Source organism: Alloalcanivorax marinus, assembly GCF_016785095.1.
Classification (GTDB): Bacteria; Pseudomonadota; Gammaproteobacteria; order Pseudomonadales; family Alcanivoracaceae; genus Alloalcanivorax; species Alloalcanivorax marinus_A.
In genome coordinates this window covers 255,799-280,378 of the sequence record NZ_JAEKJB010000010.1, presented here as the reverse complement: position 1 = coordinate 280,378, position 24,580 = coordinate 255,799, and the positions used below count along the sequence as shown (strand labels likewise).

The following is a 24,580-nucleotide window of genomic DNA, read 5'->3' as shown; positions in this document are numbered from 1 at the left end:
AATCCGCCGCCATAACAGCCAATCCGACCTTAAGGGAGTGAACATGTCGCAACTGGTGAAACCTCACGGCAGCGATACGCTGAACATTCTGCTGCTGGACGGCGCCGAGCGGGAGCAGGCGCTGGCCGCCGCCCGGGATCTGCCTCGCATTACCCTCAGTTCCCGGGAACGCGGGGACCTGATCATGCTCGGCATCGGCGGCTTCACTCCCCTGGACGGCTTCATGGGCAAGGCCGATTGGCAGAGCGTGTGCGATAACATGGCCCTGGCCAACGGCGTGTTCTGGCCGATCCCGATCACCCTTTCCACCGATGCCGCCACCGCCGACGGTCTCGCCGAGGGCGCGGAAGTGGCGCTGGTGGATGAGGACGGCGACATCATGGGCTCCATGACGGTCACCGAGAAGTACGCCATCGACAAGGCCCACGAGTGCCAGCAGGTGTTCAAGACCACCGATGAGGAGCACCCGGGCGTGAAAATGGTCATGGCCCAGGGTGACGTGAACCTGGCCGGGCCGGTGAAGGTGTTCAGCCAGGGCGATTTCCCGGAGAAGTACGCGGGCATCTACATGACCCCGGCCGAAACCCGGGCCATGTTCGAGGAACGTGGCTGGAAAACCGTGGCCGCCTTCCAGACCCGTAACCCCATGCACCGCTCTCACGAGCACCTGGCCAAGATCGCCATCGAAATCTGTGACGGCGTGCTGGTGCATTCCCTGCTCGGCAACCTGAAGCCCGGCGATATCCCCGCCGAGGTGCGCCAGACCGCGATCAAGACGCTGATCGACAACTATTTCGTGGACAATACCGTGGTGCAATCCGGCTATCCGCTGGACATGCGTTACGCTGGCCCCCGCGAGGCATTGCTGCACGCCCTGTTCCGTCAGAACTACGGCTGCTCCCACCTGATCGTGGGCCGTGACCACGCCGGCGTGGGCGATTACTATGGCCCGTTCGACGCCCACCACATCTTCGACGAAATCCCGGACGACGCGCTGATCACCCAGCCGCTCAAGATCGACTGGACCTTCTGGTGCGACAAGTGCGGCACCATGGCCAGCATGCGCACCTGCCCGCACACCGCCGAGGACCGTGTTCTGGTCAGCGGTACCAAGCTGCGCAAGCTGCTCAGCGAAGGCGGCGACGTGCCGGACAACTTCAGCCGTCCGGAGGTGCTGGCGGTGCTGCGTGAGTACTACGAAGGCCTGCAGGACCACGAAAAGGTGAAGGTGGAACTCAAGGGCCACTCGGCGCGCTGATCCGCGCCGCCGCGTACAAAAAACCCGGGCCAGGCCCGGGTTTTTTTATGGCGCCGACGCGCTCAGCGCGGGCGGTCGCTTTCGTCGTTGTCATCACGCACATCGGCGTAATCGCGGGGCGGCTCAACCACCGTATCCGGCGTGTCCACGCCCATTTCCACCGGGCTGAACGGCCCGTCCGCCTGTTTCTGCAAACCGAAGTCCTCGGACAGGGTGCCCTGCGCCTTGGGGGCGTAGTCGAGCGGTTGGGACAGCGGGGTCTCCGGCTCATGGGCGGCGTCAAGGTTCTTGGCGGCGGCTTTCTTTCGGCCGGATTCGCTACACAGGGTCTGCGCGCCCCGGGACAGATGCTGATGCACGGACCGGTAGGTCTGGGTCAGCTCATTGACCAGATCGGCGGTTTCCAGGAAATGATGGTCCACCTGATCGCGATAGTGGTTGAGGGCGTTGCGGGCCTCGTCACGTTCGCGAATCAGTTGGCTGCCCTGGCGGCGCGCGGGCATCAGCCAGTAGAGCAGGCCGGCGCCCAGAATCAGCCCGGCGAGAAAGGTAAGCAGGTGGGTTGTCAGCGTATCCATGTCATACTCCTCAAGCAGCCACATTGCAGCACAGACCCGTGGCCGCGCCAAGCGAACCGCAGAGTAAATTGTATCGGGAGGAAACATGAGCCGTGACCGCCTGGCCCTGGAGGGCCCGGAAGGCACTCTGGAGGCCGCGCTCGAGGGCGACACCGAGGCGCCGCGTTTTATCGCCATCGTCTGCCATCCGCATCCACTGTTCGGTGGCACCATGGACAACAAGGTGGTCACCACCCTGAGCCGCGCCGCCCGCGACGCCGGCGCCGCCGTCCTGCGCTTTAATTTTCGCGGTGTTGGCAACAGCCAGGGTGCCTTCAGCGACGGCATCGGTGAAACCGAGGACCTGATCGCCGTGCACAACTGGCTGACCCGCGAATTTCCGGACAAGCCGCTGTGGCTGGCCGGGTTCTCGTTCGGCAGCTTCGTGGCCGCCCGTGGCGCCGAGGTGCTGGCCGCCAATGGCCAGGCCCCCCGGTCCTTGATGCTGGTGGCGCCGCCGGTGCATCACTTCGACTTCGAGGGGCTGGAGAACGTGGGCTGCCCGGTCACCGTGGTGCAGGGCGAGGATGACGAGGTGGTGCCCGCGGAACAGGTCTTCCGCTGGGCCGGCGACACCGTCCTGGCGCCGGACCTGATCCGCTTTCCGGACAGCGGGCATTTCTTCCATGGCAAGCTGGTGGATCTCAAGGAAGTGGCGGCGTCGCGGATGCCCTGAACCGGCCCGTCCGCCGGATCGCTTACCCGGGCCCTTGTTGTCAGGCCGCTTACGGAACGCTACATTGACCCGCCGTTCACCACCGTCGGACACCATGACGCCTCTCGAGAAATACCAGGCCGACCTGAAACGCCCCGAGTTCGTGCGCGACCCCGCCCAGGAACAAGCGGTGCGCGCTCTGGACCACCTGCATGGCAGGCTGTGCCAGGCCCGGGCACCGGCGGGCCTGCTGGCGAAACTGCGCAAGCAGAAGCGCAAGCCCGAGAAGGGGTTGTACATGTGGGGCGGGGTGGGGCGCGGCAAGACCTACCTGATGGATGTGTTCTTCGAATGTCTGCCGTTCGAAGACAAGCGCCGCATGCACTTCCATCGCTTCATGCAGAAAGTGCACCGCCAGATGCGCGAGCGCCAGGGTGAGAAAAACCCGCTCACCAGCATCGCCCGGGAATTCGCGGCCCGTTACCGGGTGCTCTGCTTTGACGAGTTCTTCGTCACCGACATCACCGACGCCATGATTCTGGCGACCCTGATGCAGACCCTGTTCGACGAGGGCGTGACCCTGGTGGCCACCTCCAACATCGAGCCGGACGGGCTCTACAAGGACGGTCTGCAGCGGGCCCGGTTCTTGCCCGCCATAGAGTTGATCAAGCTGCACACCAAGGTGATGAACGTGGACGGCGGCAAGGACTACCGGCTGCGTTTGCTGGAACAGGCGGAACTGTTCCACTGCCCGCTGGGCGCGGAGGCGGACCGGTTCATGGAGGAGCGTTTCGCGGCGCTGGCCTCGGAGCATGGTCGTCACCGGGAGCAGGGCAACATCCTGGTGGAAGGGCGCAAGATCGCCACGGTGAAATCCGCCGACGACGTGGTCTGGTTTGATTTTCCTGCGGTCTGCGACGGCCCCCGCAGCCAGAACGACTACATTGAGATCGCCCGTGAGTTCCAGACCGTGTTGATCTCCAATGTGGAACGCATGGGCGCCGGCACCGACGACCGGGCGCGCCGCTTCATCAACCTGGTGGACGAGTTCTACGATCGTGGCGTGAAGCTGGTGATCACCGCAGAAACCCCCATCGAGGATCTCTACGCCGGCGGCCGGCTGGATTTCGAGTTCGAGCGCACCCGCTCGCGCTTGCTGGAGATGCAGTCCCAGGAATACCTGGCCCGCGAACATCTGGCCTGAGCGGTTTGGTCATTGCCCCCGAATTCTCCGGGTTAGACACTCTGTTTCCCGTTATACACAACCCGGAGACTGCCATGATCCCGCGTACGCTGTTCAATTCCGACCACGAGGCGCTTCGCGATACCGTCCGTCGCTTCCTGGAAAACGAAGCCGTGCCCCATCACGAGCAATGGGAGCAGAGCGGCCAGGTGCCCAAGGAACTGTGGCGCAAGGCCGGTGAACAGGGCTTCCTGTGCCCCATGGTCAGCGAGGCGTACGGCGGCCTCGGCGCCGATTTCCTGTACAGCGTGGTGGTCAGCGAGGAAATCTCCCGGGCCGGCCTCACCGGCATCGGCTGGGGCCTGCACACCGAGATCGTGGCCCCCTACATCGAACATTACGGCTCCGAGGCTCTCAAGCAGAAGTACCTGCCGAAGATGGTCACCGGCGAGATGATCGGCGCCATCGCCATGAGCGAACCCGGCGCCGGCTCCGACCTGCAGGGCGTCAAGACCACCGCCGTCAAGGACGGAGACCACTACATCCTCAACGGTTCCAAGACCTTTATCACCAACGGTCAGAACGCCGATCTGGTGATCGTGGTGGCCAAGACCGACCCCTCCAAGGGGGCCAAGGGCACCAGTCTGATCATCGTCGAGGAGGGCATGGAAGGCTTCGAGAAAGGCAAAAATCTGAAGAAAGTGGGCATGAAGGCCCAGGATACCTCGGAGCTGTTCTTCCAGGACGTCAAAGTCCCCGCCGAGAACCTGATCGGGCAGGAAGGCATGGGGTTCATTTATCTTATGCAGGAGCTGCCCCAGGAGCGTCTGGGCATCGCCATCAACGGCCTGGCCATGGCGGAAAGCGCCTTCCAGCACACCCTGGACTACGTTAAGGAACGCAAGGCCTTCGGCCAGCCCATCGCCGGCTTCCAGAACACCCAGTTCAAACTGGCCGAGATGCGTACCAAGCTGGATGTGGCCCGTGCCTACGTGGACCGTTGCCTGGAACTGCACCTTAAGAAAGAGCTGGATATCCCCACCGCCGCCGGCGCCAAGTACTGGGTCACCGATCTGCAGTGCGAAATCATCGACGAGTGCGTGCAGCTGCATGGCGGCTACGGCTACATGTGGGAATACCCGATCGCCCGCATGTTCGCCGATGCCCGCGTGCAACGTATCTATGGCGGCACCAACGAAATCATGAAGACCATCATCGCCCGGGCCCTGCTCGGCGGCTGAGCCTCCCCCCGATGCCCTGAAAAGGCGACCGGCCGGTCGCCTTTTGCAGGCCGAAAAACGTCCAGTTTTACATTCCTCACCTTCTCCGCCCCGGCTTGCGAGTTTATTCTTAGCCGGTCGGTGTATACCCCGGCATTTTGCCGTGCCCGGACCAGCGTGGACGAAGCGGTCCGGCCACTTCCGGCTCGATACGATGGAGAAAAACATGATGAAAATAAGAGGCACATTGCTCGCGACTTCCGTGCTGTCCCTCGCCTCCGGCTCGGCGTTCGCCTCCGGTTTTGGCGTTTCCTACCAGTCCGTGTCCGCCATGGGTACCGCCTACGCCGGTTCCGGCGTACTCAGCGAGGACGCCACCAACCAGTGGTACAACCCGGCCACCCTGGCGGGCCTGCACGATACCCAGTTCTCCTTGGCCACCCACCAGGTCTGGATCGACACCTCCTTCAAGGCCGATGGCGCCAGTGGTCCGGGCGACTTCGAGGACGTCGAACCCTTCGTGGGCAGCGTCTTCATGGCCATGCCGTTCAACGACCGTATCACCTTCGGCCTCGGCATCAACGCGCCCTTCGGTACCAAGATCGAATACGAGGACAATTGGGGTAACGTCAACGCCGGCCCCAGCGCTCCGTTTTTCCCGACCACCGGCGACCCCTATGCCCAGACTTCCGATGTGAAGACCATCAACGTCAATCCGGCCATGGGCATTCAGGTCACCGACAATCTGCGCCTGGGCGTGGGTCTGAACTACCAGCGTATCGAAGCGGACATCGAAAACTCCGCCACCCGTCTGGAAGGCGACGATGACGCCTTCGGCTGGAACGCCGGCCTGACCTTCAGCCCCGACGACAACAACCACTTCGGCGTGGCCTACCGCTCCGAGATCAGCTACGACATCGACGGCGACATCACCTTCAAGGACGCCGCCGTGGCCGCTTCCGCCGCCGGCGCTGGCGTGCCCGCCGCCGCCATCCCCACCGTGGTCGCCGACCTGGCCGGCAAGTACTCCGGCAAAACCAGCCTGGATCTGCCCGCCGTGCTGCAGCTCTCCTACGCCGGTGATCTGACCGACCGCACCCAGCTCCTGCTGGGCGTGGAACACACCTACTGGAGCAGCCTTGACCGTCTGGTGGTGGAACACTCCGGCACCCAGACCTCCCTGGGCGGCATGGCTTCCCTGCCGAACCCCTCCATCGAGGAATTCGACTGGGATGACACCACCCGATACTCCGTCGGCCTGCGCCATACCCTGCCCAGCGATACCGTGCTGCGCTTCGGCCTGGCCAAGGAAGAGTCCACCCAGAGCAGTGACAACCGCTCCGCGATCTCTCCGGACTCCGACCGCGTCTGGGCGACCCTGGGCGCCGGCTTCCGCCCCACCGAAAACCTCAGCATCGATGTGGCCTACGCCCACATCTGGGTGGATGACGCCGACGTCTACAAAACCAGCCGTGGCGCCGTGCTCGACGGCACCTACGAACTGGACGCCAACGTGATCGGCGCGCAGCTGAACTACACTTTCTAAGCGCCGCCCGTCACGAGCCCCAACGAAAAAGGCGAACCTCCGGGTTCGCCTTTTTTGTGCCTGACCGTCCGTGGTGCCGCCCTGGTTGAGACGAAGGGCGGACCCAGGCGCTAACGATGTCGCCGCAGTTCCAATCTTCCGATCTGGTTGCGGTGTACTTCGTCGGGGCCGTCCGCCAGGCGCAGCATACGGGCGTTGGCGTAGGCTTTGGCGAGCCCGAAATCGTTGGTCACACCGCCGCCGCCGTGAGCCTGGATCGCCCAGTCGATAACGCGGGCGGCCATGTTCGGCGCGGCCACCTTGATCATGGCGATTTGCTTGCGCGCCACCTTGTTGCCGACGGTGTCCATCATATGGGCGGCGTTGAGCACCAGCAGCCGGGTCTGGTCGATGAGGATGCGGGATTCGGCGATGCGTTCCAGGGTTACGGTCTGCTCCGCCACCGGCCTGCCGAACGCAACCCGCTCCTGGGTGCGTTTGCACATTTTCTCCAGCGCCCGTTCCGCCAGCCCGATCAGACGCATGCAGTGATGGATACGGCCCGGGCCCAAGCGGCCTTGGGCGATTTCAAAGCCCCGCCCCTCGCCGAGCAGCATGTTGCTGGCGGGGACGCGTACGTTCTCGAAGCGGACCTCCCCGGTCACGTCCGGTGTGCCGGAAAAACCAAAGACCGGCAACGGGCGCACCACGGTAATGCCCGGGGTATCCCGGGGCACCAGAATCATGGATTGCTGTTTGTGGCGGTCGGGGTTATCCGGATCGGTCTTGCCCATGAAGATGAAAATCTTGCAGCGTTCGTCCGGTGATCCGGACGAAAACCATTTGCGGCCGTTGATCACGTAGTCATCGCCGTCGCGGACGATGGCGCTCTCGATGTTGGTGGCGTCGGAGGAGGCCACATCCGGTTCGGTCATGGCGAAGCAGGAGCGGATTTCGCCGTCGAGCAAGGGCGTTAGCCATTGTTCCCTTTGCTGCGGGGTTCCATAGCGCGCCAGCACCTCCATATTGCCGGTGTCCGGCGCCGAGCAGTTGAATACTTCCGGCGCCCACATGACCCGGCCCATGATTTCGCACAGGGGCGCGTACTCGAAATTGGTGAGGCCGGCGCCGTATTCCGACTCCGGCAGGAACAGGTTCCACAGGCCGGCGGCGCGGGCTTTTGGCTTCAGTTCCTCAACCACCCGCGGCCAGTAGTTGCCGGCGGCCAGTTCCTGCTCATAGCGGGCCTCGTTGGGATGGATATGTTCGTCCATGAAGGCATTGAGTCGGGCGATGAGTTTCTGGGTTTTTTCCGGGTAGGTGAAATCCATGGTGGTTCTCAGCAGGGTTCGGTTTCAGGGTGGGGGAGGCGCTCGCGCAGGGTGGTCTTCATCACTTTGCCGTTGGCGTTGCGCGGTAACGGTTCGGCTTGCAGGTGAACAAAATCGAGGACTTTGTAGTCAGCCAGGCGGTCGGCGCAAAAACGGCGCAGCGTGTCGGCATCGAGGTTGCTCTCCCGGCTGCAGACCACCGCCAGAATTTTTTCGCCGAGTACCGGATCGGGCACGCCGATCACCGCGCACTCGGCAACGTCGGGGTGATAGGCGATGGCGTTTTCCACCTCGATGCAGTAGATGTTGTAACCGCCACGAATAATCATGTCTTTCTTGCGGTCGAAGATGCGCACATAGCCGTCGGGGCCGATGTCACCGATGTCTCCGGAGCGCCAGTAGCCGCCGATGAAGTTCTCCGCGGTGCGCTCTGAATCCCGCCAGTAGCCGGGAATCACCACCGGCCCGGAAATCCATAACTCACCGGATACGCCCGCCGGACACTCCTGACCCTGTTCGTCCATGATGCGGATGTCCACGCAATCCAGTACCCGGCCAATACTGTCCAGGTGCTCCAGCTGGTGATCCGGGGACATGGCGGTGACGGCGGTGCTGGTTTCGGTGGCGCCGTAGGCGTTCATCAACCGCAGATGCGGTAGCCGCTCCTGGAACTCGAGGATGGTCGATTCCGGCATCGGGGCGCCGCCAAAAGCGCCCACCCGCCAGTTGCTCAGATCCAGAACGTCGAAGTTGGCGCGCATCAGGCACAATTTGTACATGGCTGGAACCATGATGGTGCTGGTGGCGTTTTCGTTGGCGACCAGCTGGTTGAATTCGGCGGCGTCGAAGCGCGGCATGATCAGAGTGCAGCCGGCCATATGGAGCATGGTGAAGATGATTCCCATCAACCCGGTCACATGGCTGCCGGGCACGGCCAGAACGGACCGCTCCGCGAAGCGCAGGTCCATGGCCTTTTCCCACAGTTTCACGGTGTGGGCGATATTGAGGTGGGTCAGCATGGCGCCTTTGGGGCGGCCGGTGGTGCCGGAGGTGTAGAGCAGAACGGCGGTGTCCTCCTGGTCGGGGAGGGCCATGGGCGGATCGACGGCGGCACCCTCGAACAGTGCTTCGAAGGGCCGTGCGCCGGGGGCATCGCCTCCCGCCGCGAACAGGGCGGCCAGCCCCTGGGTGGCGCCCCCACGGTGCAGCCGTTCCACCAGATCGGCTTCGGCGATGGCCACCTTGGGAGTGCAGTCGGCGAAGATCAAGGCCAGCCCGGCGCCTTGTTCCCGGGCGTTCAGTGGCACCGCGATGGCCCCCAGCCAGAGCGCGCCGAACAGGGCATGCATGAAGGCCGGGCCATTACGTAGCACCAGCGCCACGCGGTCTCCCGGGCGTACGCCCAGACCATGCAGCGTGGCGGCGGCCCGGGCCGCTTGCCGTGCCAGGGCGCGATAGCTGACATGCTGTTCCTGGAAAACAAAGGCGTCACCTTCCGGGTTGTGCTCCAGAGCCGATTGCAGCATCGCCTGCACCGAGTCGGGCCGCTGGCGGAAACAGCGGATGACACGGTTGGCGAAGTGGGTCTCATAATGCGTGTCAAAGCGGTGGGTCGGGTTTTTCATGGTGTTCTCCTCAGGCCACTTCGAGCCAGTCGCGGCGAATGTCGTCCCGCGACTGCATGTCTTCGGTGGACCCGGTGAAGACAATCTGACCGTGACCCATCACCAGCACATGGCTGGCCACCCGCAGCGCCATGGTCATTTTTTGCTCCACCAGCAGCACGCCGACACCCCGTTGATGAATGTCACGAATCACATCCATCACCACCTGCACGATCATTGGCGCCAGGCCTTCGGTGGGTTCGTCGACCAGGAGTACCAATGGATTGCCGAGCAGTGAGCGGCAGATGGTGAGCATTTGCTGTTCACCGCCGGACATATGGCCGGCTTTTTGATTTCGGCGTTCGCGCAGGCGGGGGAAGTACTGGTACATATCCTCCGCTTGCCAGCGGGGGGCGCCCTCGGCGCCGGTCTGGATGCCCATCATCAGGTTTTCCTCCACGGTGAGATTGGGGAAAACCTGGCGTTCCTCGGGGACATAGCCGAGCCCGCGCCGGGCGATAAGGTGGGCCGGACGGCCGGCCAGATCCTCGTCGTTGAGCGCGACCTTGCCCTGGCTTGGTGGCACGAGTCCCATCATCGCTTTCAAGGTGGTGGAGCGCCCGGCGCCGTTGCGGCCCAGCAGTGCCACGATGCGCGGCTCCGGCATGGTGAAACGCACGCCATGCAGAATGTGGCTCTTGCCGTAGTAAGCGTGCAGCTGGTCAACGTCCAAAAGCATCAGTGTTCCTCCTCTTCGCCCAGGTACGCGCTTTGTACCTCCTGGTTGGAGCGAATCTCCTCGGGGCCGCCGGTGGCGAGAATACGGCCGTAAACCAGTACCGAGATGCGATCGCACAGGCCGAACACGACACTCATGTCATGTTCCACCATCATCAGCGTCTTTCCTTCGGTGACCTGGCGAATCAACTCCACCATGTAGGCGGTCTCGTCCCGGGACATGCCGGCGGTGGGCTCGTCCAGCAGAATGACCTCGGCGCCGGTGGCCAGGGTCATGCCGATTTCCAGGGCCCGTTGTTCCGAGTAGGTGAGATCCGATGCCAGGCTGTCGGCGCGATGGTCCAGGCGGACCTGTCTCAGCAAGGCATGGGACTCTTCATTGATGGCCCGCATCGGCCTGATGCGCCGGTACAGGTTGAAGCGGATGCCGTGCCGGGCCATGACGCCGATGCGAATGTTCTCGAAGGCGCTCATGCGGCTGAATACATTGGTGATCTGAAAGGAACGGGTAAGACCGCGACGGCTGATCTGTTCCGGCTTCAGGCCGCTGATGCGCTGCCCCTGAAGATAAATGTGCCCGCCACTGGGGCGGTGTTCGCCGGAAATCAGATTGAACAAAGTTGACTTGCCGGCGCCGTTGGGGCCCACCAGGGCATGCCGCTCTCCGTGTTTTATGGTGAGGTCCACGCCGCGCATGATCTCCAGGCCGCCGAAGTGTTTCCGCAAGTCGTCGATGACCAGGACGTCGGACTGCGTTTCGGTATCCATCAGCGGCCTCCTTCCATCAGTTCCGGCGTGGTGGCGATGTCGCCGTCGTCATCGCTCTCGTCGTTGTCCCACAAGGTTTGGATGCGGGCGAAGGCGCGGCGCAGCATGTATAAACCGGGTACCAATAACAGCAGCGGGAACAGCCAGGTGAGCGGATGGAAGACCCGCCATTCCAGGCCGAACACCGTGTAGGGCGCGTACTCGCCGGTGCGCGCCACCGCCGCCGCGTACTCGCGGGACAGCACGATCTCCAGGCTTTGCACCACGAACACCGTGGCGCAGGCCACCATCAAGCCTGCCAGCGTGGCGAGCGCATAGGGGGCGGCCAGACGCTTCCAGGGCAGGCTGTGCCGTTGCTCGATATGAGCCTGGATCACGCCACCGATGCCCTTGGGCGCGAACAGCATCACCAGCACGAAGATGATGCCTTGATAAAGCATCCAAGAATGGGTGACGCCGGAGACCACGAAAGTGAACAGCGAAAGGACGCAGGCGCCGACGATCGGACCGAAGAAGATGGTGGAGCCGCCGACGAAGGTATGCAGCACCACCAGGGCCGAGACCTGGGTGCTGAACACGCTATAGTTGGCGGTTTCATTGGAGATCGCCATCAGGCTGCCGGCGACGCCGGAGAACATCGCCGAGATGCCGAACACCAGGATCTTGGTGCCGTGGGCGTTGAAGCCCATGAAGCGGATGCGCTGTTCGTTATCCCGCAAGGCCAGGGTGAGCCGTCCAAACGGCGTGCGGGTGTAGGCGTAGAGCAGTCCGATACAGATCACTACCCAGGCCAGCGTCAGGTAATAAACCTCCAGGGTGGAGCCGAAAGTAAGGCCAAGGGATGGCATGCGCATGGATGACAGCCCGGCTTCACCGCCGAACATCTCATCCCAGTGCGGTGCCAGGGAATGCAGCAATTCCGCCAGAGCCAGGGTCACCAGCGCGAAATAGACGCCGGAACGCATGGTGGCGAAGAAGCCGGCCAGTACCCCGCACAGCAGGCTGACGGCGGCGCCGGCTAACGGCAGCAACACGGTGGGGAATGGAAAGTCTCCGTATTCCACCGATTGCATCAGATGGATCACGGTGAAGGCGCCGACGCCGAAGTAGGCGGCATGGCCGAAGGACAGCATGCCCCCCTGGCCCACCAGAAGATTGAAGGCGGCGGCGAACAGGGCGGCGATCAAGGCGTTGATCAGAGCGTACTGCCAGCCGGTGCCGAGCAGGGGCGGCGCGATGATCAGCAGGGCCAGCAGGGCGAGGATGGCAATCAGGGCGTATCGCATCATGGCCTCCTCAATTCTTCGAGCCCATCAGGCCGGCCGGACGCACCAGCAGGACGATGAGCATCAACAGAAAAGGAACGGTGGCGGAAATGGAGGACAGCGGCATGGTCACCAGCCCTCCCAGACTATTGGCCCAGTCCCCCAGGCCGATCAAGCCGAACAGCGATGCCAGGGACCAGTCCAGGCCCACGGCGAAGGAACTGAACACGCCGATCAACAGCGAGGCGATCAGCGAACCGGCCAGGGAGCCGAGACCGCCCACCACCACCACCACGAAGACGATCACGCCCAGTTCCAGTGCCATGTTCGGGTTGGTGGGAAAGAACGCGCCGGCCACCGCGCCGGACAGGCCGGCGAGCCCCGCGCCGGCGCCGAACACGCCGAGGAACACCATGGGAACGTTATGCCCCAGTGCCCGCGCGGTATCCGGCAGGCGCTCGGCGGCCCGCACCACCATGCCCACGCGGGTGCGGGTGAGCAGTACGAACAGCACGATGAACATCAACAGCGCCACCAGGCCGATAAACACCCGGTAGAACGGATAGTCGGTGCCGAACAGATTGAAGATGGCGAAGTTGAGATAATCCGGGCGCTGATAGCTCACCGGGAAGTCGCCGTAGAACAGCTTGATCAACTCCTCGAAGATGAATACCAGGCCAAAGGTCAGCAGCAGTTCGTGGGCGTGGCCATGGGCATGCACCCGGCGCAGCATGTAACGCTCGATCAACATGCCGATAATCGCCACGAGCAGCGGAGCGACGATCAGCCCCACCCAGAAATTGAACAGGCCGGAAAGGGTGTAGGCGAAGTAGGCGCCCAGCATATAGAACGAAGCGTGGGCGAAGTTGAGTACGCCCATCATGCCAAAAATCAGCGTTAACCCGGCGGACACCATGAACAGGAGCATGCCGTAGATAACGCCGTTCAGCGTGGAGACGATCAGGAACTCCATGCGTCTCTCCCGATGTTGTTATCAGTATGGCGGCCGGTCCTTGGCGGGCCCCGACCGCGGCATCGATATGGAATCGTTTATTCGGGGCGCCGCATGCGGCAGCTGTCCTGGGCAGGGTAGATGGCGTCCGCGCCGGCCACGGTTTTCACCGGTTTGAAGCCCAGTTCCGTGCCGTCCACCGGGTACTTGACGTCGCTGGCCACCTGGGACACGACGATGGGGATCACCGCCTGGTGGTCGGCCTTGCGGACATGCATGCCACCCAGGCCGTTGTCGAAGGTGGTGTTCTCCATGGCCAGGGCGATCTCATCGACATTGATGTCGCCGCCTTCGAAATCCACTTTCTTCAGGGCTTCGGCGAACAGGCCGACGCCGTTCAGGGTGGTCGGTTCTATGAATACCGGATAGTGGCCGGTGGCTTTTTTGTAGGCCTCGGTGCCGGCCTCGTCGAGCAGCTCGATGTTGCTGCTGTGCGCCACGTAATGCCCCTTGGCCACATTGCCGGCGTTGGCCACGTTGCCGGGCTGGTCCATGAAAATAGTGCCAAAGGTGACATCCAGGTTGGCGTCGCCCACTGCCTTCATGAGTAGTAGCAGGTCATTGGACCAGTTGCCGGTGATCACCGAGTCCGGGTTTTCCGATTTGATACGGGCCACGAACGGGGAGAAATCCTGAATCCGGTTCACTTCATGGAGGACCTTGTCCACCACCTGATAGCCGAACCGGTCCGCGTTGTCGACGATGGCGGTCTCCATGTCGCGGCCCCAGGAGTAGTTCTGATTGATGGAATAGACACGCTTGCCCAGATGACCCTGTTCGGACATGACCTGCATCAGCGGGACGGTGCGGTAGGGCGCGGTGGTGGTGAAGTGGAAGGCATGGAAATGGCACTTCTTGCCGCGCAGTTCCATGGCTTCGGCGCCCACGTTGATATAGATGATGGGGTGATCCGGGTTGCGGATATTGTGCTTGCGCACGTCCTCGGTGACCTGGCCGCCAATCGCGGAGGACGCGCCCTGAATGATGACGTGGGCGCCGTCGGCCGCCGCTTCGCGGAATTTGGTGGCGGCGCCGGAGGTATCGCCGGCGTTGTCGTATTCCTTGACCTGGATGGCTTCGCCATTGAATCCGCCGGCGGTGTTGGTCTGGTCGATGACGTACTCGGCGGCGGTGGCGATCAGGCGGCCAGTGGAGGTTTGCGGGCCGGACAGGGATTCGATAATGGCGATTTTCAGAGGTTCGGCCTGAACCGCTGGAGAGATGACGCCCAGGGCGGCTACGGCGGTGGCCGTGGTGATCCAACGTGGCATGGTATGCCTCCTCAATGGTTGTTGTGTTTATACGCCGGGCCCGGTGGCACGGCGGGTGGTGAGGTATCGCGTTTGTCTGAAACTAGCCCACCGATTATTGTGGGTCAATATCGTAGGACAATATTGCAGAACAGGTCGCGGATGCGTGCCGGCCGTGGACTCATTAGAATGCGCTGCCAGCCTGTTCCGGCCTTCTCCCGGCCTATACAAAAAAATGACCAAGGATCGTTTCTCCATGCGCAGAGCCGAAGACACCGCCTCGCCGCCGCTGAGCTCACCGGATGCCGTGATCGAGGCGATTTGCAAAGGTATTGGCAGCGGCCGTTATGTGCCGGGGCAGCGTCTGGTGGAGGCGGATCTGACCCGCGAGTTGGGGGTGAGCCGGGGGCCGGTACGGGAAGCTCTGAAGCGGCTGGCGGCCGAGCGGATCATCACGCTGACCCGGCACAAGGGGGCCTACATCCGTTCGTTGGGGCGGGAAGAGGTGCGGGATCTTCTGCAGAACATCGAAGTGTTGCTGGGGCTGGCGGCGCGATTGGCGGCGCAGCGCATCGACCAGGCCGATCACCGGGGGCGCTTCGCGGAGGTTTTCGACGAACTGCTCGATCACCGCCGGCGCGGGTTGAGTTTCGCCTACCTGGAGCAGCGGGACCGCTTTTACGGGGTAATGATCGACATCGGAGGCAACCAGGAATTGCCGCGTATGCTACCGGCGACCATGGTGCAATTGCTGCGCCTGCAGTTTCAGTCCTACGACCAGTTCACCAACCCGCCGCGCCGCTTCCGTGAGTACCAGGTCATGGGCGAGGCGATTCTGGCCGGGGATCCAAAGCGCGCGGAACGCTGTACACGCCTGCATATCCGTAGCTCCCGCCTGGCGATCCAGAATCTGCCGGACGCGGCGTTTTTCAATAGCGGTGGGCGTTAGGCTGCCCTCACTCCCGTTCCGGCGCGCGCACCTTGAGCGGGATGTAGACCGCCTCGACCTTGCCGTCCAGGGCGGCGGGAATCTGCCCGGCCAGGACGCTGCGCGGCAGCGGTGTTTTCAGTATGTAGCCGCCGCCCAGGCCCTGGGCCCGTTCCAGGGGCATGTCCAGCAAGCGAATCAGCCGTACCGGTGAGCGGTCGAAGCCGTCCGGTGAGTAGGTCCATTCGGGGACCAGGCATACGGTGCCCTCGATGCGAATGGCATCGCAGGTGAAACTGACGTCGGGCTCTTCGTCGGAGTGGAGCGTGACGGTAAGCGAATCCATGCCAACCCCCTGTTTGGGTTCCTTTGTGGTCTTTTTGTTATTGGTATGGGCTGGGAAATTATCACCTTATGTGAAACGGATCACCTGGACATAAGGACAGTCCGGCCCGCCCTGGGGCGGGCCGGGGCGGTGGTTCAGGAGGACTTGCGGAAAAGCTTGCGGGCAAGGGCGGCGAGGGCGGCAAGGAGTACGAACCAGAATTTCTTCAGCAGCAGCAGGGCGGCGGCCAGAAATCCGGTCTTGGCCAGGGCCTTGCCAGCGATCAGGCCACCGATGCCGTAGGCGGCCAGATGGTCGGTATCCGGGTTGTAGTCCGCGTAGCGGTGGCCATCCTCGAAACGGGATAAGGCGAGCACCGTTTCCCGGTTGCGATTGATTTCGGGCAGGGCGCTCATATCCGCGATGAAGTTCATTTGCAGGAAACCTTCGCGACCGAGTTTGCGGATATTGTAATTGAGGGTGTCGCTTTCCATGCCTTCGAAGTGGAGCTGTTTGGCCCAATATAACTGATGGCTGGCCGGATCGTAGTGGGGCGCTTCCGCCCAGCCCACCAGTTCCAGGGTCTCGTAGCCGAGCTCCTGGCGTTGCGCATTGGCGTCGCGGATGTCCTCGCGCATGGTTTCCAGCAGTTCGTCGTAATCGATGTGATCGGCGTCCTCGTCGTCCACGTGGCCGTCCGCCACATAGGCGATGTCCACGCCCCAGGCGTCTTCGTCGAACGGGCGGTAATGGCTGGGGAACAGCATGCCCAGGGTGGTGTCATCCGGCGGGTTGCCCCAGAAATCCTCAAGGACGGCGCGGGCGTCCTTCTTGTCCAGGTAGTAGAACTGGTCCGGCACGGTGAGGACCACGCCGGCTTCCTCCAGACGGATTTCGCCCCGGCGCGGGGTCATGGTGTCCCAGGCCTGCTCTACCTGTTGTTGCCAGGCGAGGGCTTCGTCGAACGTTTCCGTGGCTGGCGTGTCGGCGGCCAGGGCGCTGCCGGACAGCAACAGCGCCGCCCCCCAAAGGGTCGTCCATTGGTTCATCGTGATGTCCTTTCGGTGTCGTTTTTTTCGCGGACGGGCCCCGATGCGGGCCCCCGTTTCCCCGGTTGCCAGTGTAGCCGGGGAGGAAAGTATAAGCGCGTGATGCGGCTCTCATCCGTGGCTTTACGGCGGCCATCCGGCTCTGACAAGCTACGCTGATGCCCCGATGGAAGGGGCGGTTCCCCAGTGGTCAGGAAGGGAGGCCAGGGATGATGTTGACGTGTTGCAGTGATTGCCAGTATCGCGGCGCGCGGCCCCGGCGCACGCTGTACGGTCCGGGGGTGTGGTGCAGTCATCCGGACAATCGGGATTCGGTGCCGCGGGGCGTCTTGCATGCCGCCTCGGCCAGCGTGGAGTGCGCTTATGCCCGGCGTCGCGAGGCGCCGGCGCGGCGAGGGAATGCTCCGGTGGTGAAGGTGCGCCGCCGCATCCCCGTCAGTGGCACGGCGTGAGCAGGGTCGCCAGGGTGTCCGCTACCTGGTCGGCGATGTACGCATAGCCCCTTTCGGCAGGGTGGTAGCCGTCCTCGGCCAGGCAGGCCGGGTCGGCGATGACCGGGTATGCGAGGTGATGGACGCCGTCCAGGCGTGCCGCCAGGGTGCGCTGTGCCCGGTCCAGCCGCGCCGCGCGCAGGCCCAGCACCTGGCGTAGGGGCGAGGGCAGGGCGGTGAAGTGTTGCATGGGCGGCACCGACAGCAACGCCACCGGCAAGGTGGGCTGATTCCGGCGCAGAACCTTGATCAGAGCCAGAAGGTCCGCCTGGTAGCGCCCCGGGCGAGTCAGGCCGGTGGTGTCGTTGACCCCCAGGCTGATTACCGCCAGATCGGCGTCCGCCGCGGGTGCCGCCGCCAACCGGTCGGCCAGAGCGCCGGCGCGGATGCCGTTCACGCCGTTCACTCGCCAGGCCACCGGTTGCCCGGAGCGATGGTGCAGGGCCCGGGCCAGTTGAGCCCCCAGGCCCTGCCGGTGCTCGCGCACGCCGACGCCGGCGGCGGTGGACTCGCCCACCACCAGCAGGCGGGCGGCCGCCGGACCGTCCCCGGCCTGGCCATGATCGGGCCCGCCGGCCTCCGGCAGGCGCGGGGTATCACGGCGCGCGCGGCGCGCCTGCGTCAACAGCAGCGGCGCCAGCGCGATCAATGCCAGCCAGAAGCGCGTGCCTTCCACCTCCCTCAACCCACGAACATGCGTCGTGCCAGCGGCAGCCCCTTGCGGCCGGTGACCGCCAGGGTGGTGGCCAGGCCGGCCACCAGAGCGCCCACCACGCCGCAGGTGAGCACGTCCTGGCCGGTCAGGTAGAGGCCAGGGATGCGCGTCTTCGGGCGCAGCCAGTCTTGCTGGAAGCGGTTGGGATCATGGTCCAGGCCGTAGATCTCGCCGCTGGGATAGCGGCAGAACCAGGCGGTGGAGAGCGGCGTGGACAACTCATGGTAGTCCAGGTGCGCGCGCAGATTCGGATGCTTCTCGAACAGCTTCTCCAACAGTCGCTGGGCGAAGGCTTCCTTGACCGCTTCGTAGTCCTCGCCGCGCTGGCCCCAGGTGGTGCCGTCCCAGCGCTGGTACCACTCATAGGGGGCCGCGGCGACGATTTCCACCGTGGCCCGGCCCGGATAGCGGCGGCTGAAATCCGGGTCCTTGGCGCTGGGGAAAGAGATGTAGGTGAGCGGAATGTCGTGGTGGTCCGGGTCCGCCAGGGCCCGGTCGAGCTGGTTTTCGTAGTCGTTGTCCGGGTAGATCCAGTAGTTGGTCTTGGGCAGGCCCAGGTTCTCGGCGGTGTCGTCGAGGCCGATATACAGACAGGCGCTGGCCATGGAGCGCCGCACCTGCCCCAGTTGTTGTCGGTAGTCGTCATGGTGCGGGGCGTGTTCGGGCAGCAACTCGGTGAAGGTGTTGAACACGCCGGCGTCACTGATCACGCAGGGGGCCCGTTCCTCGTGACCGTCGGCCAGGCGCACACCGGTGGCGCGGCCGTTTTCCACCAGGATGTCGGTGACGTCGGCGTAGGTGAACACCTCGCCGCCGGCGGCCTGGATCACCGGCAGGACGGTGCGTGCGATCTGGGCGGCGCCGCCCACCGGGTAATAGCCGCCGTGCAGATAGTGGCGCGCGATCAGTGAATGGATCAGGAAGCTGGACCGGGATGGTGGCAGACCGTTGTCGCCCCATTGGCCGGTGAGCACGGCGATCAGTTCCTGGTTGTCGGTGAGTTCCTCCAGCACCGCGCGGGTGGGGCGGTTGAAGCGACCCAGGGCGCCGAGATCAAGGCCCTTGCGGGCGATGCCGGCCACCGCCCGGGGCAGCATGCGCGCCAGCGTCAGCGGCTGCACCGCGCCGGCGGCTTTTTTGATGAGCGTCAGGTAGGTGTCGATGGTGTCGTGTTCGCCCGGGAAAGCCCGCTGCAGTTCGGCGCGGAATGCCTGGGGGCCGGCCTTCAGGTCGTAGTGCCGGTCGCCCAGGTAAATGCGGTCGTAGCATTCGTCCATGGGCGCCCATTGCAGCTGGCCATCGGTGATGTGGTCGAACAAGCGCCGGCCCAGGGTGTCCGGGCGGCCCATGTCGCCAATGTAGTGCACCCCCACGTCCCATTCGTAGCCGTTGCGTTCATAGCTGTGGGTGAAGCCACCGGCGGTGTAGTGCTGTTCGAACACCGCCACCTTCCAGCCCATCTTGCTGAGGCAGGCGGCGCTGGCCAGGCCGCCGATGCCGGAGCCGATTACCAGGGCGTCGTAGGGACCGTTCAAGCGGTTGGCGCGGTAGCGCCGGCCGATGCGTATACGGCTGGGTTGGGGGCTGGGCATGGTCTCGCTCCTTGAAAGTACACAGTGTGCACATTGCTCCGGTTTGGCGGGACCGTCAAGGCAGGCGTGAGTGGGTAAGAGCAACTTTAGTCGCGATGGAAGCTCGATCGCGACTAAAGTCGCTCCTACATGTCGCTCCTACACGTCGTTCCTACGGTATTGGCGGGTCAGGGCGCCGGGATCGGGAAGCGGGTGTGGATGGCTTCCAGTTCTTTTTCCAGTTCCTTGTCCCAGGGCAGGTTCACGCTGTCCAGGTTTTCGCGAAGCTGATTCAGGTTGGTGGCGCCGATGATGTTGCTGGTCACGAACGGCCGGGTGGTGACGAACTGCAGGGCCAGCTGGGTCGGGCTCATGCCGCGCTCCTCGGCGAGCTGGCAGTAGGCTTCGGTGGCGGCGGCGGCCTGTTCGTTGCTGTAGCGGGCGAAATGCTTGAACAGGGTCAGGCGGGCGTTGGCCGGTTGCTGGCCGTGGCGGTATTTGCCGGTGAGCATGCCGAACGCCAGCGGCGAATAGGCCAGCAGACCCACGTCCTCGCGGTGCGCCACCTCGGCCAGGCCCACCTCGAAGCTGCGGTTGAGCAGGGAGTAGGGGTTCTGGATCGACACCGGGCGTTCCAGGCCGATTTTCTCAGCCTCGTGGATGAACGTCATGGTGCCCCAGGGGGTTTCGTTGGACAGGCCCCAATGGCGGATCTTGCCGGCGTCCACCAGTTTCTTGAGCCCGGCCACGGTTTCCGCGATGGAGACCGCTTCCGCGTCCTCGCGGTGCTTGTAGTTGAGGCGACCGAAGAAATTGGTGGTGCGTTCCGGCCAGTGCAGCTGGTAGAGGTCGATGACATCGGTGCGCAGGCGCTTGAGGCTGCCTTCCACGGCGCCTGCCAGGCTTTCGGCGGTGAGGCGCGGGCCGCCGCGGATATGCTTGACGTAGTCGCCCGGGCCGGCGGCCTTGGTGGCCAGCACCACCTTGTCCCGGTTGCCGGTGCGGGCGAACCACTCGCCGATGATCTCCTCGGTGCGAAACGAGGTTTCCGGGCTGGCCGGCACCGCGTACATTTCGGCGGTGTCGAAGAAGTTGACGCCTTGGTCCAGAGCCAGTTCCATCTGCGCGAAGCCTTCCTCGGCGCTGTTCTGGTTGCCCCAGGTCATGGTGCCCAGGCAGATGCTGCTGACTTTGAGATCGGTGCGGCCCAGCGGACGGTACTCCATGCTCTCCCTCCTGACGGTGTATGGAAAAGACCGACTATACCGTCAGGCGCGGGGCAGCGGCGAGGCATGGCGGGAATCGCGTTCGTGGGGGCGGCCGCGACCGCGATCATCGGGGCATTTTCCTGCTTGTCTTCGGTCGGGCGGTTCAGTACAATTCGCACCCTCTTGCCCGGCGGGCTCTCGCCGGAGGGTTGATTGAACCCGTAACGTATTGAATTCAGGGCACAAATTTTAGGGAAGACTCCCATGAAGACCTACAGCGCGAAACCGGAAAGCGTAAAGCGCGACTGGTATGTGGTGGACGCCTCCGGCAAAACGCTGGGCCGGCTGGCCGCGGAAGTCGCCAGCCGTCTGCGCGGCAAGCATAAGCCGGAATACACCCCGCACGTCGATACCGGCGATTACATCGTGGTGATCAACGCCGAAAAAGTGGCGGTGACCGGCAAGAAAGCTTCCAACAAGATGTACTACCGCCACACCGGTTACCCGGGTGGCCTGAAGGAAGCCAATTTCGAGACCCTGATCAGCGAAAAGCCGCAGATGGTGATCGAGAAAGCCGTGAAGGGCATGATGCCGCGCAACCCGCTGGGTCGCGACATGTTGCGCAAACTCAAAGTCTACGCCGGCGCCGAGCATCCGCATACCGCTCAGCAGCCGCAGCAGCTCGAACTCTAAGGGGTCAGTCGATGGCAACTGCAAACGCCGATTACGGAACCGGTCGCCGCAAGACGGCTACCGCCCGCGTATTTCTTCGCCCGGGCAGCGGCAACATCACCGTTAACGGTCGTCCGCTGGACGTGTTCTTCGGTCGTCAGACCAACCGCATGGTGGTGCGCCAGCCTCTGGAACTGGTGGACGCCACCGAGCGCTTCGACGTCTATGTGACCGTCAGTGGCGGCGGCAACAACGGCCAGGCCGGTGCCATCCGCCACGGTATCACCCGTGCCCTGATGGAATACGACGGCGAGCTGCGCGGCGCCCTGCGCCGGGCCGGCTACGTGACCCGCGACGCCCGTAGCGTGGAACGTAAGAAGATCGGTCTGCACAAAGCACGTAAGCGTCCGCAGTACTCCAAGCGGTAAGACGGCGCCCGGCGCTGTCCGAACCTCGAAAAAGCCCGGCTATGCTGGGCTTTTTTTATGCATAAATCAGGGGTTTAGGGAGCCCTCGCCGGGGAATAACCGGTTGTCAGATGTGGTCTTTTTCATTACCATTTGCGCCGCCTTGCTCCGCCCGGAGCATGAGCACCGACCGCGAGTCTCGGATCACCCCCCGACCGTGGGATCCAAGGGGAGAATAATTCAATGAGCAATGACGGCGTAAATACCAGCCGCCGCACCTTTTTGATCGGCCTGACCTCGACGGTCGGTGTCGCGGGTGCCATCGGCGCGGCGGTTCCTTTTGTCAAATCCTGGCAACCCAGCGCTAAGGCCGAGAATGCCGGTGCCCCCGTGGAGGTGGACGTCAGCAAACTCGAGATGGGGCAGCGCGTGGTGGCCGAATGGCGTGGTCAGCCGGTCTGGGTGGTGCGCCGGACCGACGACATGGTCGCCAATCTGGATAAACTGAACGACCAGCTCAAGGACCCTGAGTCCAAGGATAAGCAGCAGCCGCCGTACGCGGCCAATGAGTGGCGTTCAATCAAAAAAGAATATCTGGTGCTGATCGGTATCTGTACCCACCTGGGGTGTTCTCCTCTGTTCGAAGAAGAGCCCACCGTCGAGCTCAAGTACGGCGGCTTCTTCTGCCCCTGCCACGGTTCCAAGTTCGACCTGGCGGGCCGCGTTTACGAAGGCGTGCCGGCCCCGACCAACCTGGTGGTGCCGCCTCACTCCTACGTCAGTGATGCCGTGATCATCGTCGGTTCCGAAGAAGGGGAGACCAAGGCATGATGCGAGTGGTGAACGGTTTGATCGATTGGGTGGATGCCCGTCTCCCCGTCGTCAACGCGTATAAAAAACACATGTCGGAGTACTACGCTCCGAAGAACTTCAATTTCTGGTACTACTTCGGGGTTCTCTCCATGGTGGTACTGGTCAACCAGCTGCTCACCGGCATCTGGCTGACCATGTTCTATTCCCCGAGTCAGGGGTTTGAATCCGTCGAATACATCATGCGTGACGTGCAGTGGGGCTGGTTGATCCGCTACATGCACGCGGTGGGCGCGTCCGCCTTCTTCGCGGTGGTCTATATCCACATGTTCCGTGGCCTGATGTACGGCTCCTACAAGCCGCCCCGGGAGCTGGTGTGGATCTTCGGCATGCTGATCTACGTGGCCCTGATGGCGGAAGGCTTCCTGGGCTATGTGCTGCCGTGGGGCAACATGTCCTACTGGGGCGCCCAGGTGATCATCTCCCTGGCCGGTGCCATTCCATTCGACATCCTGCCGTTCATCGGCCCCGATGACGCCAAGGATATCGGCGAGGCCCTGACCACCTGGGTACGCGGCGACTACCTGCTGTCCACCGCCACGGTGAACAAGTTCTTTGCCCTGCACGTGGTGGCCATTCCGCTGGTGCTGGTGGCTCTGGTATTCCTGCACATCCTGGCGCTGCACGAAGTGGGTTCCAACAACCCGGACGGCGTCGAAATCAAGCAGAACAAGGACGAGAACGGCATTCCGAAGGACGGCATCCCGTTCCACCCGTACTACACCGTCAAGGACCTGCCCGGCGTGATCATCTTCCTGATGATCTTCGCGGTGGTGATCTTCTTCTTCCCCACCGGCGGTGGCTACCTGATCGAGAAGCCCAACTTCGTGGCGGCGAACCCGCTCAAGACCCCGGATCACATCGCGCCGGTGTGGTACTACGGGCCTTACTACGCCATGCTGCGGGCCACCACCATCGAATGGCTCGGCATGTCCTCCAAGACCTGGGGCCTGATCGCCATGGGCGGTGGCATCGTGGTGCTGTTCCTGCTGCCCTGGCTGGACCGTCATCCGGTGAAGTCGATTCGCTACAAGGGCTGGCTGAGCAAGCTGCTGCTGTTCGTGTTCGCCGCCGACTTCCTGATGCTTGGCTATCTGGGTACCCAGCCGGCCACCGGCACCGCCAAGACGCTGGCGCAGATCGGCACCGTGTACTACTTCCTGTTCTTCTTTATCGGGCTGCCGCTGGCGCACCGATTCGAGAAGTCCAAACCGGTTCCTGAACGTGTAACGGGGGGTCACTGATGAAGAAGCTGGCTGTTGCATTGCTTTTCAGTTGCCTGCCCGCGTTCGCCAGCGCGGCCGGCGGCCATGACGCGGAGCTGGAAAAAGCGCCGGTCAACCTGCAGGACAAGGTGAGCCTGCAAAACGGCGCCAAGCTGTTCGTCAATTACTGTATGGGGTGTCACAGTCTGGAGTACCTGCGCTACGGCCGCATGGGCGAGGACCTGGGTATCTCCGACGAGCTGACGCTGAAGTACCTGAACTTCACGTCCGAGAAAATCGGCGACCCGATGAAGAACGGCATGACCGCGGAGAACGGCAAGGACTGGTTCGGCAACCCGCCGCCGGACCTGACCCTGGCCGCCCGGCATCGTTCTCCGGACTGGATTTACTCCTATCTGACCGGGTTCTACGAGGACGAGTCCCGTCCCTACGGGTACAATAACCATGTATTCCCCAGCGTGGGCATGCCCCACGTGATGGCCGGAATGCAGGAAACCCTGAGTGAGGAAGAGTTTGAGTCCAATATGGGCGATATCACCAACTTCCTCACCTACGCGGCGGAGCCCATCGCTCCCACCCGTGAACGGATCGGCGTGTACGTACTGGTGTTCCTGGCTATCCTGTTCGTACCGGCGTACCTGCTGAAAAAGGAATACTGGAAAGACGTTCACTGAGCGGGTTGACCCGCTCAG

General features: G+C 63.3%; 24 protein-coding genes. 11 read left to right on the top strand and 13 right to left on the bottom strand.

Going from position 1 to position 24,580, the window contains the following annotated elements:
- The first annotated feature begins 43 nt into the window (after nt 1-43).
- A complete protein-coding gene (gene sat / locus JF515_RS14965) occupies nt 44-1,258 on the top strand; it encodes a sulfate adenylyltransferase (RefSeq protein ID WP_203105255.1) in 1,215 nt (404 codons plus the stop codon).
- Between the two features lie 62 nt (nt 1,259-1,320).
- On the opposite strand, the gene JF515_RS14960 is transcribed toward sat, so the two are convergent.
- Nucleotides 1,321-1,836: a YhcB family protein gene (locus JF515_RS14960; RefSeq protein WP_203105254.1), complete on the bottom strand. Its 516-nt coding sequence runs from the start codon at nt 1,834-1,836 to the stop codon at nt 1,321-1,323.
- An 85-nt stretch (nt 1,837-1,921) separates the two neighbouring features.
- Between JF515_RS14960 and JF515_RS14955 the strand changes: the two genes are divergently transcribed.
- The 4 genes from JF515_RS14955 to JF515_RS14940 all read left to right on the top strand — a co-directional run bounded on the left by JF515_RS14955 (nt 1,922) and on the right by JF515_RS14940 (nt 6,479).
- Nucleotides 1,922-2,551 carry an alpha/beta hydrolase gene (locus tag JF515_RS14955; RefSeq protein WP_203105253.1) on the top strand — a complete coding sequence of 210 codons (630 nt, stop codon included), beginning with the start codon at nt 1,922-1,924 and terminating at the stop codon, nt 2,549-2,551.
- A 94-nt stretch (nt 2,552-2,645) separates the two neighbouring features.
- Nucleotides 2,646-3,734, top strand: coding sequence for a cell division protein ZapE (gene zapE, locus JF515_RS14950; protein ID WP_203105385.1), 1,089 nt, complete (start codon nt 2,646-2,648; stop codon nt 3,732-3,734).
- Nucleotides 3,735-3,808: 74 nt separating this feature from the next.
- Complete coding sequence (locus JF515_RS14945) at nt 3,809-4,954, top strand: acyl-CoA dehydrogenase family protein (protein ID WP_203105252.1); 1,146 nt, start codon at nt 3,809-3,811, stop codon at nt 4,952-4,954.
- A gap of 205 nt (nt 4,955-5,159) precedes the next feature.
- On the top strand, nt 5,160-6,479 hold the full coding sequence (locus JF515_RS14940) for an OmpP1/FadL family transporter (protein WP_238401091.1): 1,320 nt from the start codon (nt 5,160-5,162) through the stop codon (nt 6,477-6,479).
- A gap of 110 nt (nt 6,480-6,589) precedes the next feature.
- Here the strand turns inward: JF515_RS14940 and JF515_RS14935 are convergent, their stop codons facing one another.
- The 7 genes from JF515_RS14935 to JF515_RS14905 form a co-directional block, all read right to left on the bottom strand.
- Complete coding sequence (locus tag JF515_RS14935; RefSeq protein ID WP_203105251.1) at nt 6,590-7,789, bottom strand: acyl-CoA dehydrogenase family protein; 1,200 nt, start codon at nt 7,787-7,789, stop codon at nt 6,590-6,592.
- A gap of 8 nt (nt 7,790-7,797) precedes the next feature.
- On the bottom strand, nt 7,798-9,414 hold the full coding sequence (locus tag JF515_RS14930) for a class I adenylate-forming enzyme family protein (RefSeq protein WP_203105250.1): 1,617 nt from the start codon (nt 9,412-9,414) through the stop codon (nt 7,798-7,800).
- Nucleotides 9,415-9,424: 10 nt separating this feature from the next.
- Complete coding sequence (locus tag JF515_RS14925) at nt 9,425-10,132, bottom strand: ABC transporter ATP-binding protein (RefSeq protein ID WP_203105249.1); 708 nt, start codon at nt 10,130-10,132, stop codon at nt 9,425-9,427.
- A complete protein-coding gene (locus JF515_RS14920) occupies nt 10,132-10,899 on the bottom strand; it encodes an ABC transporter ATP-binding protein (protein WP_203105248.1) in 768 nt (255 codons plus the stop codon). Before JF515_RS14920 ends, JF515_RS14925 begins: the two co-directional genes overlap by 1 nt.
- Entirely contained in the window at nt 10,899-12,188 is a 1,290-nt protein-coding gene (locus JF515_RS14915; protein ID WP_238401090.1) for a branched-chain amino acid ABC transporter permease, read from the bottom strand. Before JF515_RS14915 ends, JF515_RS14920 begins: the two co-directional genes overlap by 1 nt.
- Before the next feature lie 7 nt (nt 12,189-12,195).
- On the bottom strand, nt 12,196-13,137 hold the full coding sequence (locus JF515_RS14910) for a branched-chain amino acid ABC transporter permease (protein WP_161383389.1): 942 nt from the start codon (nt 13,135-13,137) through the stop codon (nt 12,196-12,198).
- Between the two features lie 77 nt (nt 13,138-13,214).
- Complete coding sequence (locus JF515_RS14905; protein ID WP_203105247.1) at nt 13,215-14,447, bottom strand: branched-chain amino acid ABC transporter substrate-binding protein; 1,233 nt, start codon at nt 14,445-14,447, stop codon at nt 13,215-13,217.
- Nucleotides 14,448-14,682: 235 nt separating this feature from the next.
- On the opposite strand from JF515_RS14905, the gene JF515_RS14900 reads away from it, so the two are divergent.
- Nucleotides 14,683-15,375 carry a GntR family transcriptional regulator gene (locus JF515_RS14900; RefSeq protein WP_203105246.1) on the top strand — a complete coding sequence of 231 codons (693 nt, stop codon included), beginning with the start codon at nt 14,683-14,685 and terminating at the stop codon, nt 15,373-15,375.
- 7 nt (nt 15,376-15,382) lie between these two features.
- On the opposite strand, the gene JF515_RS14895 is transcribed toward JF515_RS14900, so the two are convergent.
- The 5 genes from JF515_RS14895 to JF515_RS14875 all read right to left on the bottom strand — a co-directional run bounded on the left by JF515_RS14895 (nt 15,383) and on the right by JF515_RS14875 (nt 20,731).
- Nucleotides 15,383-15,700 (bottom strand): hypothetical protein, encoded by a 318-nt coding sequence (locus JF515_RS14895; RefSeq protein ID WP_203105245.1) that lies wholly within the window; start codon nt 15,698-15,700, stop codon nt 15,383-15,385.
- 134 nt (nt 15,701-15,834) lie between these two features.
- On the bottom strand, nt 15,835-16,728 hold the full coding sequence (locus JF515_RS14890; protein WP_203105244.1) for a DUF2167 domain-containing protein: 894 nt from the start codon (nt 16,726-16,728) through the stop codon (nt 15,835-15,837).
- A gap of 435 nt (nt 16,729-17,163) precedes the next feature.
- A complete protein-coding gene (locus tag JF515_RS14885; protein WP_203105243.1) occupies nt 17,164-17,895 on the bottom strand; it encodes a GDSL-type esterase/lipase family protein in 732 nt (243 codons plus the stop codon).
- Between the two features lie 5 nt (nt 17,896-17,900).
- Nucleotides 17,901-19,526 carry a phytoene desaturase family protein gene (locus JF515_RS14880; RefSeq protein ID WP_203105242.1) on the bottom strand — a complete coding sequence of 542 codons (1,626 nt, stop codon included), beginning with the start codon at nt 19,524-19,526 and terminating at the stop codon, nt 17,901-17,903.
- A gap of 167 nt (nt 19,527-19,693) precedes the next feature.
- Entirely contained in the window at nt 19,694-20,731 is a 1,038-nt protein-coding gene (locus tag JF515_RS14875; RefSeq protein WP_203105241.1) for an aldo/keto reductase, read from the bottom strand.
- Nucleotides 20,732-20,977: 246 nt separating this feature from the next.
- Here JF515_RS14875 and rplM point away from each other — a divergent pair, with 246 nt between their 5' ends.
- From rplM to JF515_RS14850, 5 genes are all read left to right on the top strand, one after another.
- The gene (rplM, locus tag JF515_RS14870; RefSeq protein WP_161383397.1) at nt 20,978-21,406 is read left to right on the top strand and encodes a 50S ribosomal protein L13; all 429 of its coding nucleotides are present in this window, start codon (nt 20,978-20,980) and stop codon (nt 21,404-21,406) included.
- Nucleotides 21,407-21,417: 11 nt separating this feature from the next.
- Complete coding sequence (gene rpsI / locus JF515_RS14865; protein ID WP_203105240.1) at nt 21,418-21,813, top strand: 30S ribosomal protein S9; 396 nt, start codon at nt 21,418-21,420, stop codon at nt 21,811-21,813.
- 222 nt (nt 21,814-22,035) lie between these two features.
- The gene (gene petA, locus JF515_RS14860; protein ID WP_203105239.1) at nt 22,036-22,623 is read left to right on the top strand and encodes a ubiquinol-cytochrome c reductase iron-sulfur subunit; all 588 of its coding nucleotides are present in this window, start codon (nt 22,036-22,038) and stop codon (nt 22,621-22,623) included.
- Nucleotides 22,623-23,906, top strand: coding sequence for a cytochrome b (locus tag JF515_RS14855; protein ID WP_425305606.1), 1,284 nt, complete (start codon nt 22,623-22,625; stop codon nt 23,904-23,906). The genes petA and JF515_RS14855 overlap by 1 nt, the downstream gene beginning before the upstream one ends.
- Nucleotides 23,906-24,562: a cytochrome c1 gene (locus JF515_RS14850; RefSeq protein WP_203105237.1), complete on the top strand. Its 657-nt coding sequence runs from the start codon at nt 23,906-23,908 to the stop codon at nt 24,560-24,562. The genes JF515_RS14855 and JF515_RS14850 overlap by 1 nt, the downstream gene beginning before the upstream one ends.
- Nucleotides 24,563-24,580 lie beyond the last annotated feature (18 nt).

Bases quoted from the DNA above. Each gene is read 5' to 3' on its own strand.
- sat (WP_203105255.1), top strand. From the start codon at position 44: ATGTCGCAACTGGTGAAACCTCACGGCAGCGATACGCTGAACATTCTG.
- JF515_RS14960 (WP_203105254.1), bottom strand. From the start codon at position 1,836: ATGGATACGCTGACAACCCACCTGCTTACCTTTCTCGCCGGGCTGATT.
- JF515_RS14955 (WP_203105253.1), top strand. From the start codon at position 1,922: ATGAGCCGTGACCGCCTGGCCCTGGAGGGCCCGGAAGGCACTCTGGAG.
- zapE (WP_203105385.1), top strand. From the start codon at position 2,646: ATGACGCCTCTCGAGAAATACCAGGCCGACCTGAAACGCCCCGAGTTC.
- JF515_RS14945 (WP_203105252.1), top strand. From the start codon at position 3,809: ATGATCCCGCGTACGCTGTTCAATTCCGACCACGAGGCGCTTCGCGAT.
- JF515_RS14940 (WP_238401091.1), top strand. From the start codon at position 5,160: ATGATGAAAATAAGAGGCACATTGCTCGCGACTTCCGTGCTGTCCCTC.
- JF515_RS14935 (WP_203105251.1), bottom strand. From the start codon at position 7,789: ATGGATTTCACCTACCCGGAAAAAACCCAGAAACTCATCGCCCGACTC.
- JF515_RS14930 (WP_203105250.1), bottom strand. From the start codon at position 9,414: ATGAAAAACCCGACCCACCGCTTTGACACGCATTATGAGACCCACTTC.
- JF515_RS14925 (WP_203105249.1), bottom strand. From the start codon at position 10,132: ATGCTTTTGGACGTTGACCAGCTGCACGCTTACTACGGCAAGAGCCAC.
- JF515_RS14920 (WP_203105248.1), bottom strand. From the start codon at position 10,899: ATGGATACCGAAACGCAGTCCGACGTCCTGGTCATCGACGACTTGCGG.
- JF515_RS14915 (WP_238401090.1), bottom strand. From the start codon at position 12,188: ATGATGCGATACGCCCTGATTGCCATCCTCGCCCTGCTGGCCCTGCTG.
- JF515_RS14910 (WP_161383389.1), bottom strand. From the start codon at position 13,137: ATGGAGTTCCTGATCGTCTCCACGCTGAACGGCGTTATCTACGGCATG.
- JF515_RS14905 (WP_203105247.1), bottom strand. From the start codon at position 14,447: ATGCCACGTTGGATCACCACGGCCACCGCCGTAGCCGCCCTGGGCGTC.
- JF515_RS14900 (WP_203105246.1), top strand. From the start codon at position 14,683: ATGCGCAGAGCCGAAGACACCGCCTCGCCGCCGCTGAGCTCACCGGAT.
- JF515_RS14895 (WP_203105245.1), bottom strand. From the start codon at position 15,700: ATGGATTCGCTTACCGTCACGCTCCACTCCGACGAAGAGCCCGACGTC.
- JF515_RS14890 (WP_203105244.1), bottom strand. From the start codon at position 16,728: ATGAACCAATGGACGACCCTTTGGGGGGCGGCGCTGTTGCTGTCCGGC.
- JF515_RS14880 (WP_203105242.1), bottom strand. From the start codon at position 19,526: ATGCCCAGCCCCCAACCCAGCCGTATACGCATCGGCCGGCGCTACCGC.
- JF515_RS14875 (WP_203105241.1), bottom strand. From the start codon at position 20,731: ATGGAGTACCGTCCGCTGGGCCGCACCGATCTCAAAGTCAGCAGCATC.
- rplM (WP_161383397.1), top strand. From the start codon at position 20,978: ATGAAGACCTACAGCGCGAAACCGGAAAGCGTAAAGCGCGACTGGTAT.
- rpsI (WP_203105240.1), top strand. From the start codon at position 21,418: ATGGCAACTGCAAACGCCGATTACGGAACCGGTCGCCGCAAGACGGCT.
- petA (WP_203105239.1), top strand. From the start codon at position 22,036: ATGAGCAATGACGGCGTAAATACCAGCCGCCGCACCTTTTTGATCGGC.
- JF515_RS14855 (WP_425305606.1), top strand. From the start codon at position 22,623: ATGCGAGTGGTGAACGGTTTGATCGATTGGGTGGATGCCCGTCTCCCC.
- JF515_RS14850 (WP_203105237.1), top strand. From the start codon at position 23,906: ATGAAGAAGCTGGCTGTTGCATTGCTTTTCAGTTGCCTGCCCGCGTTC.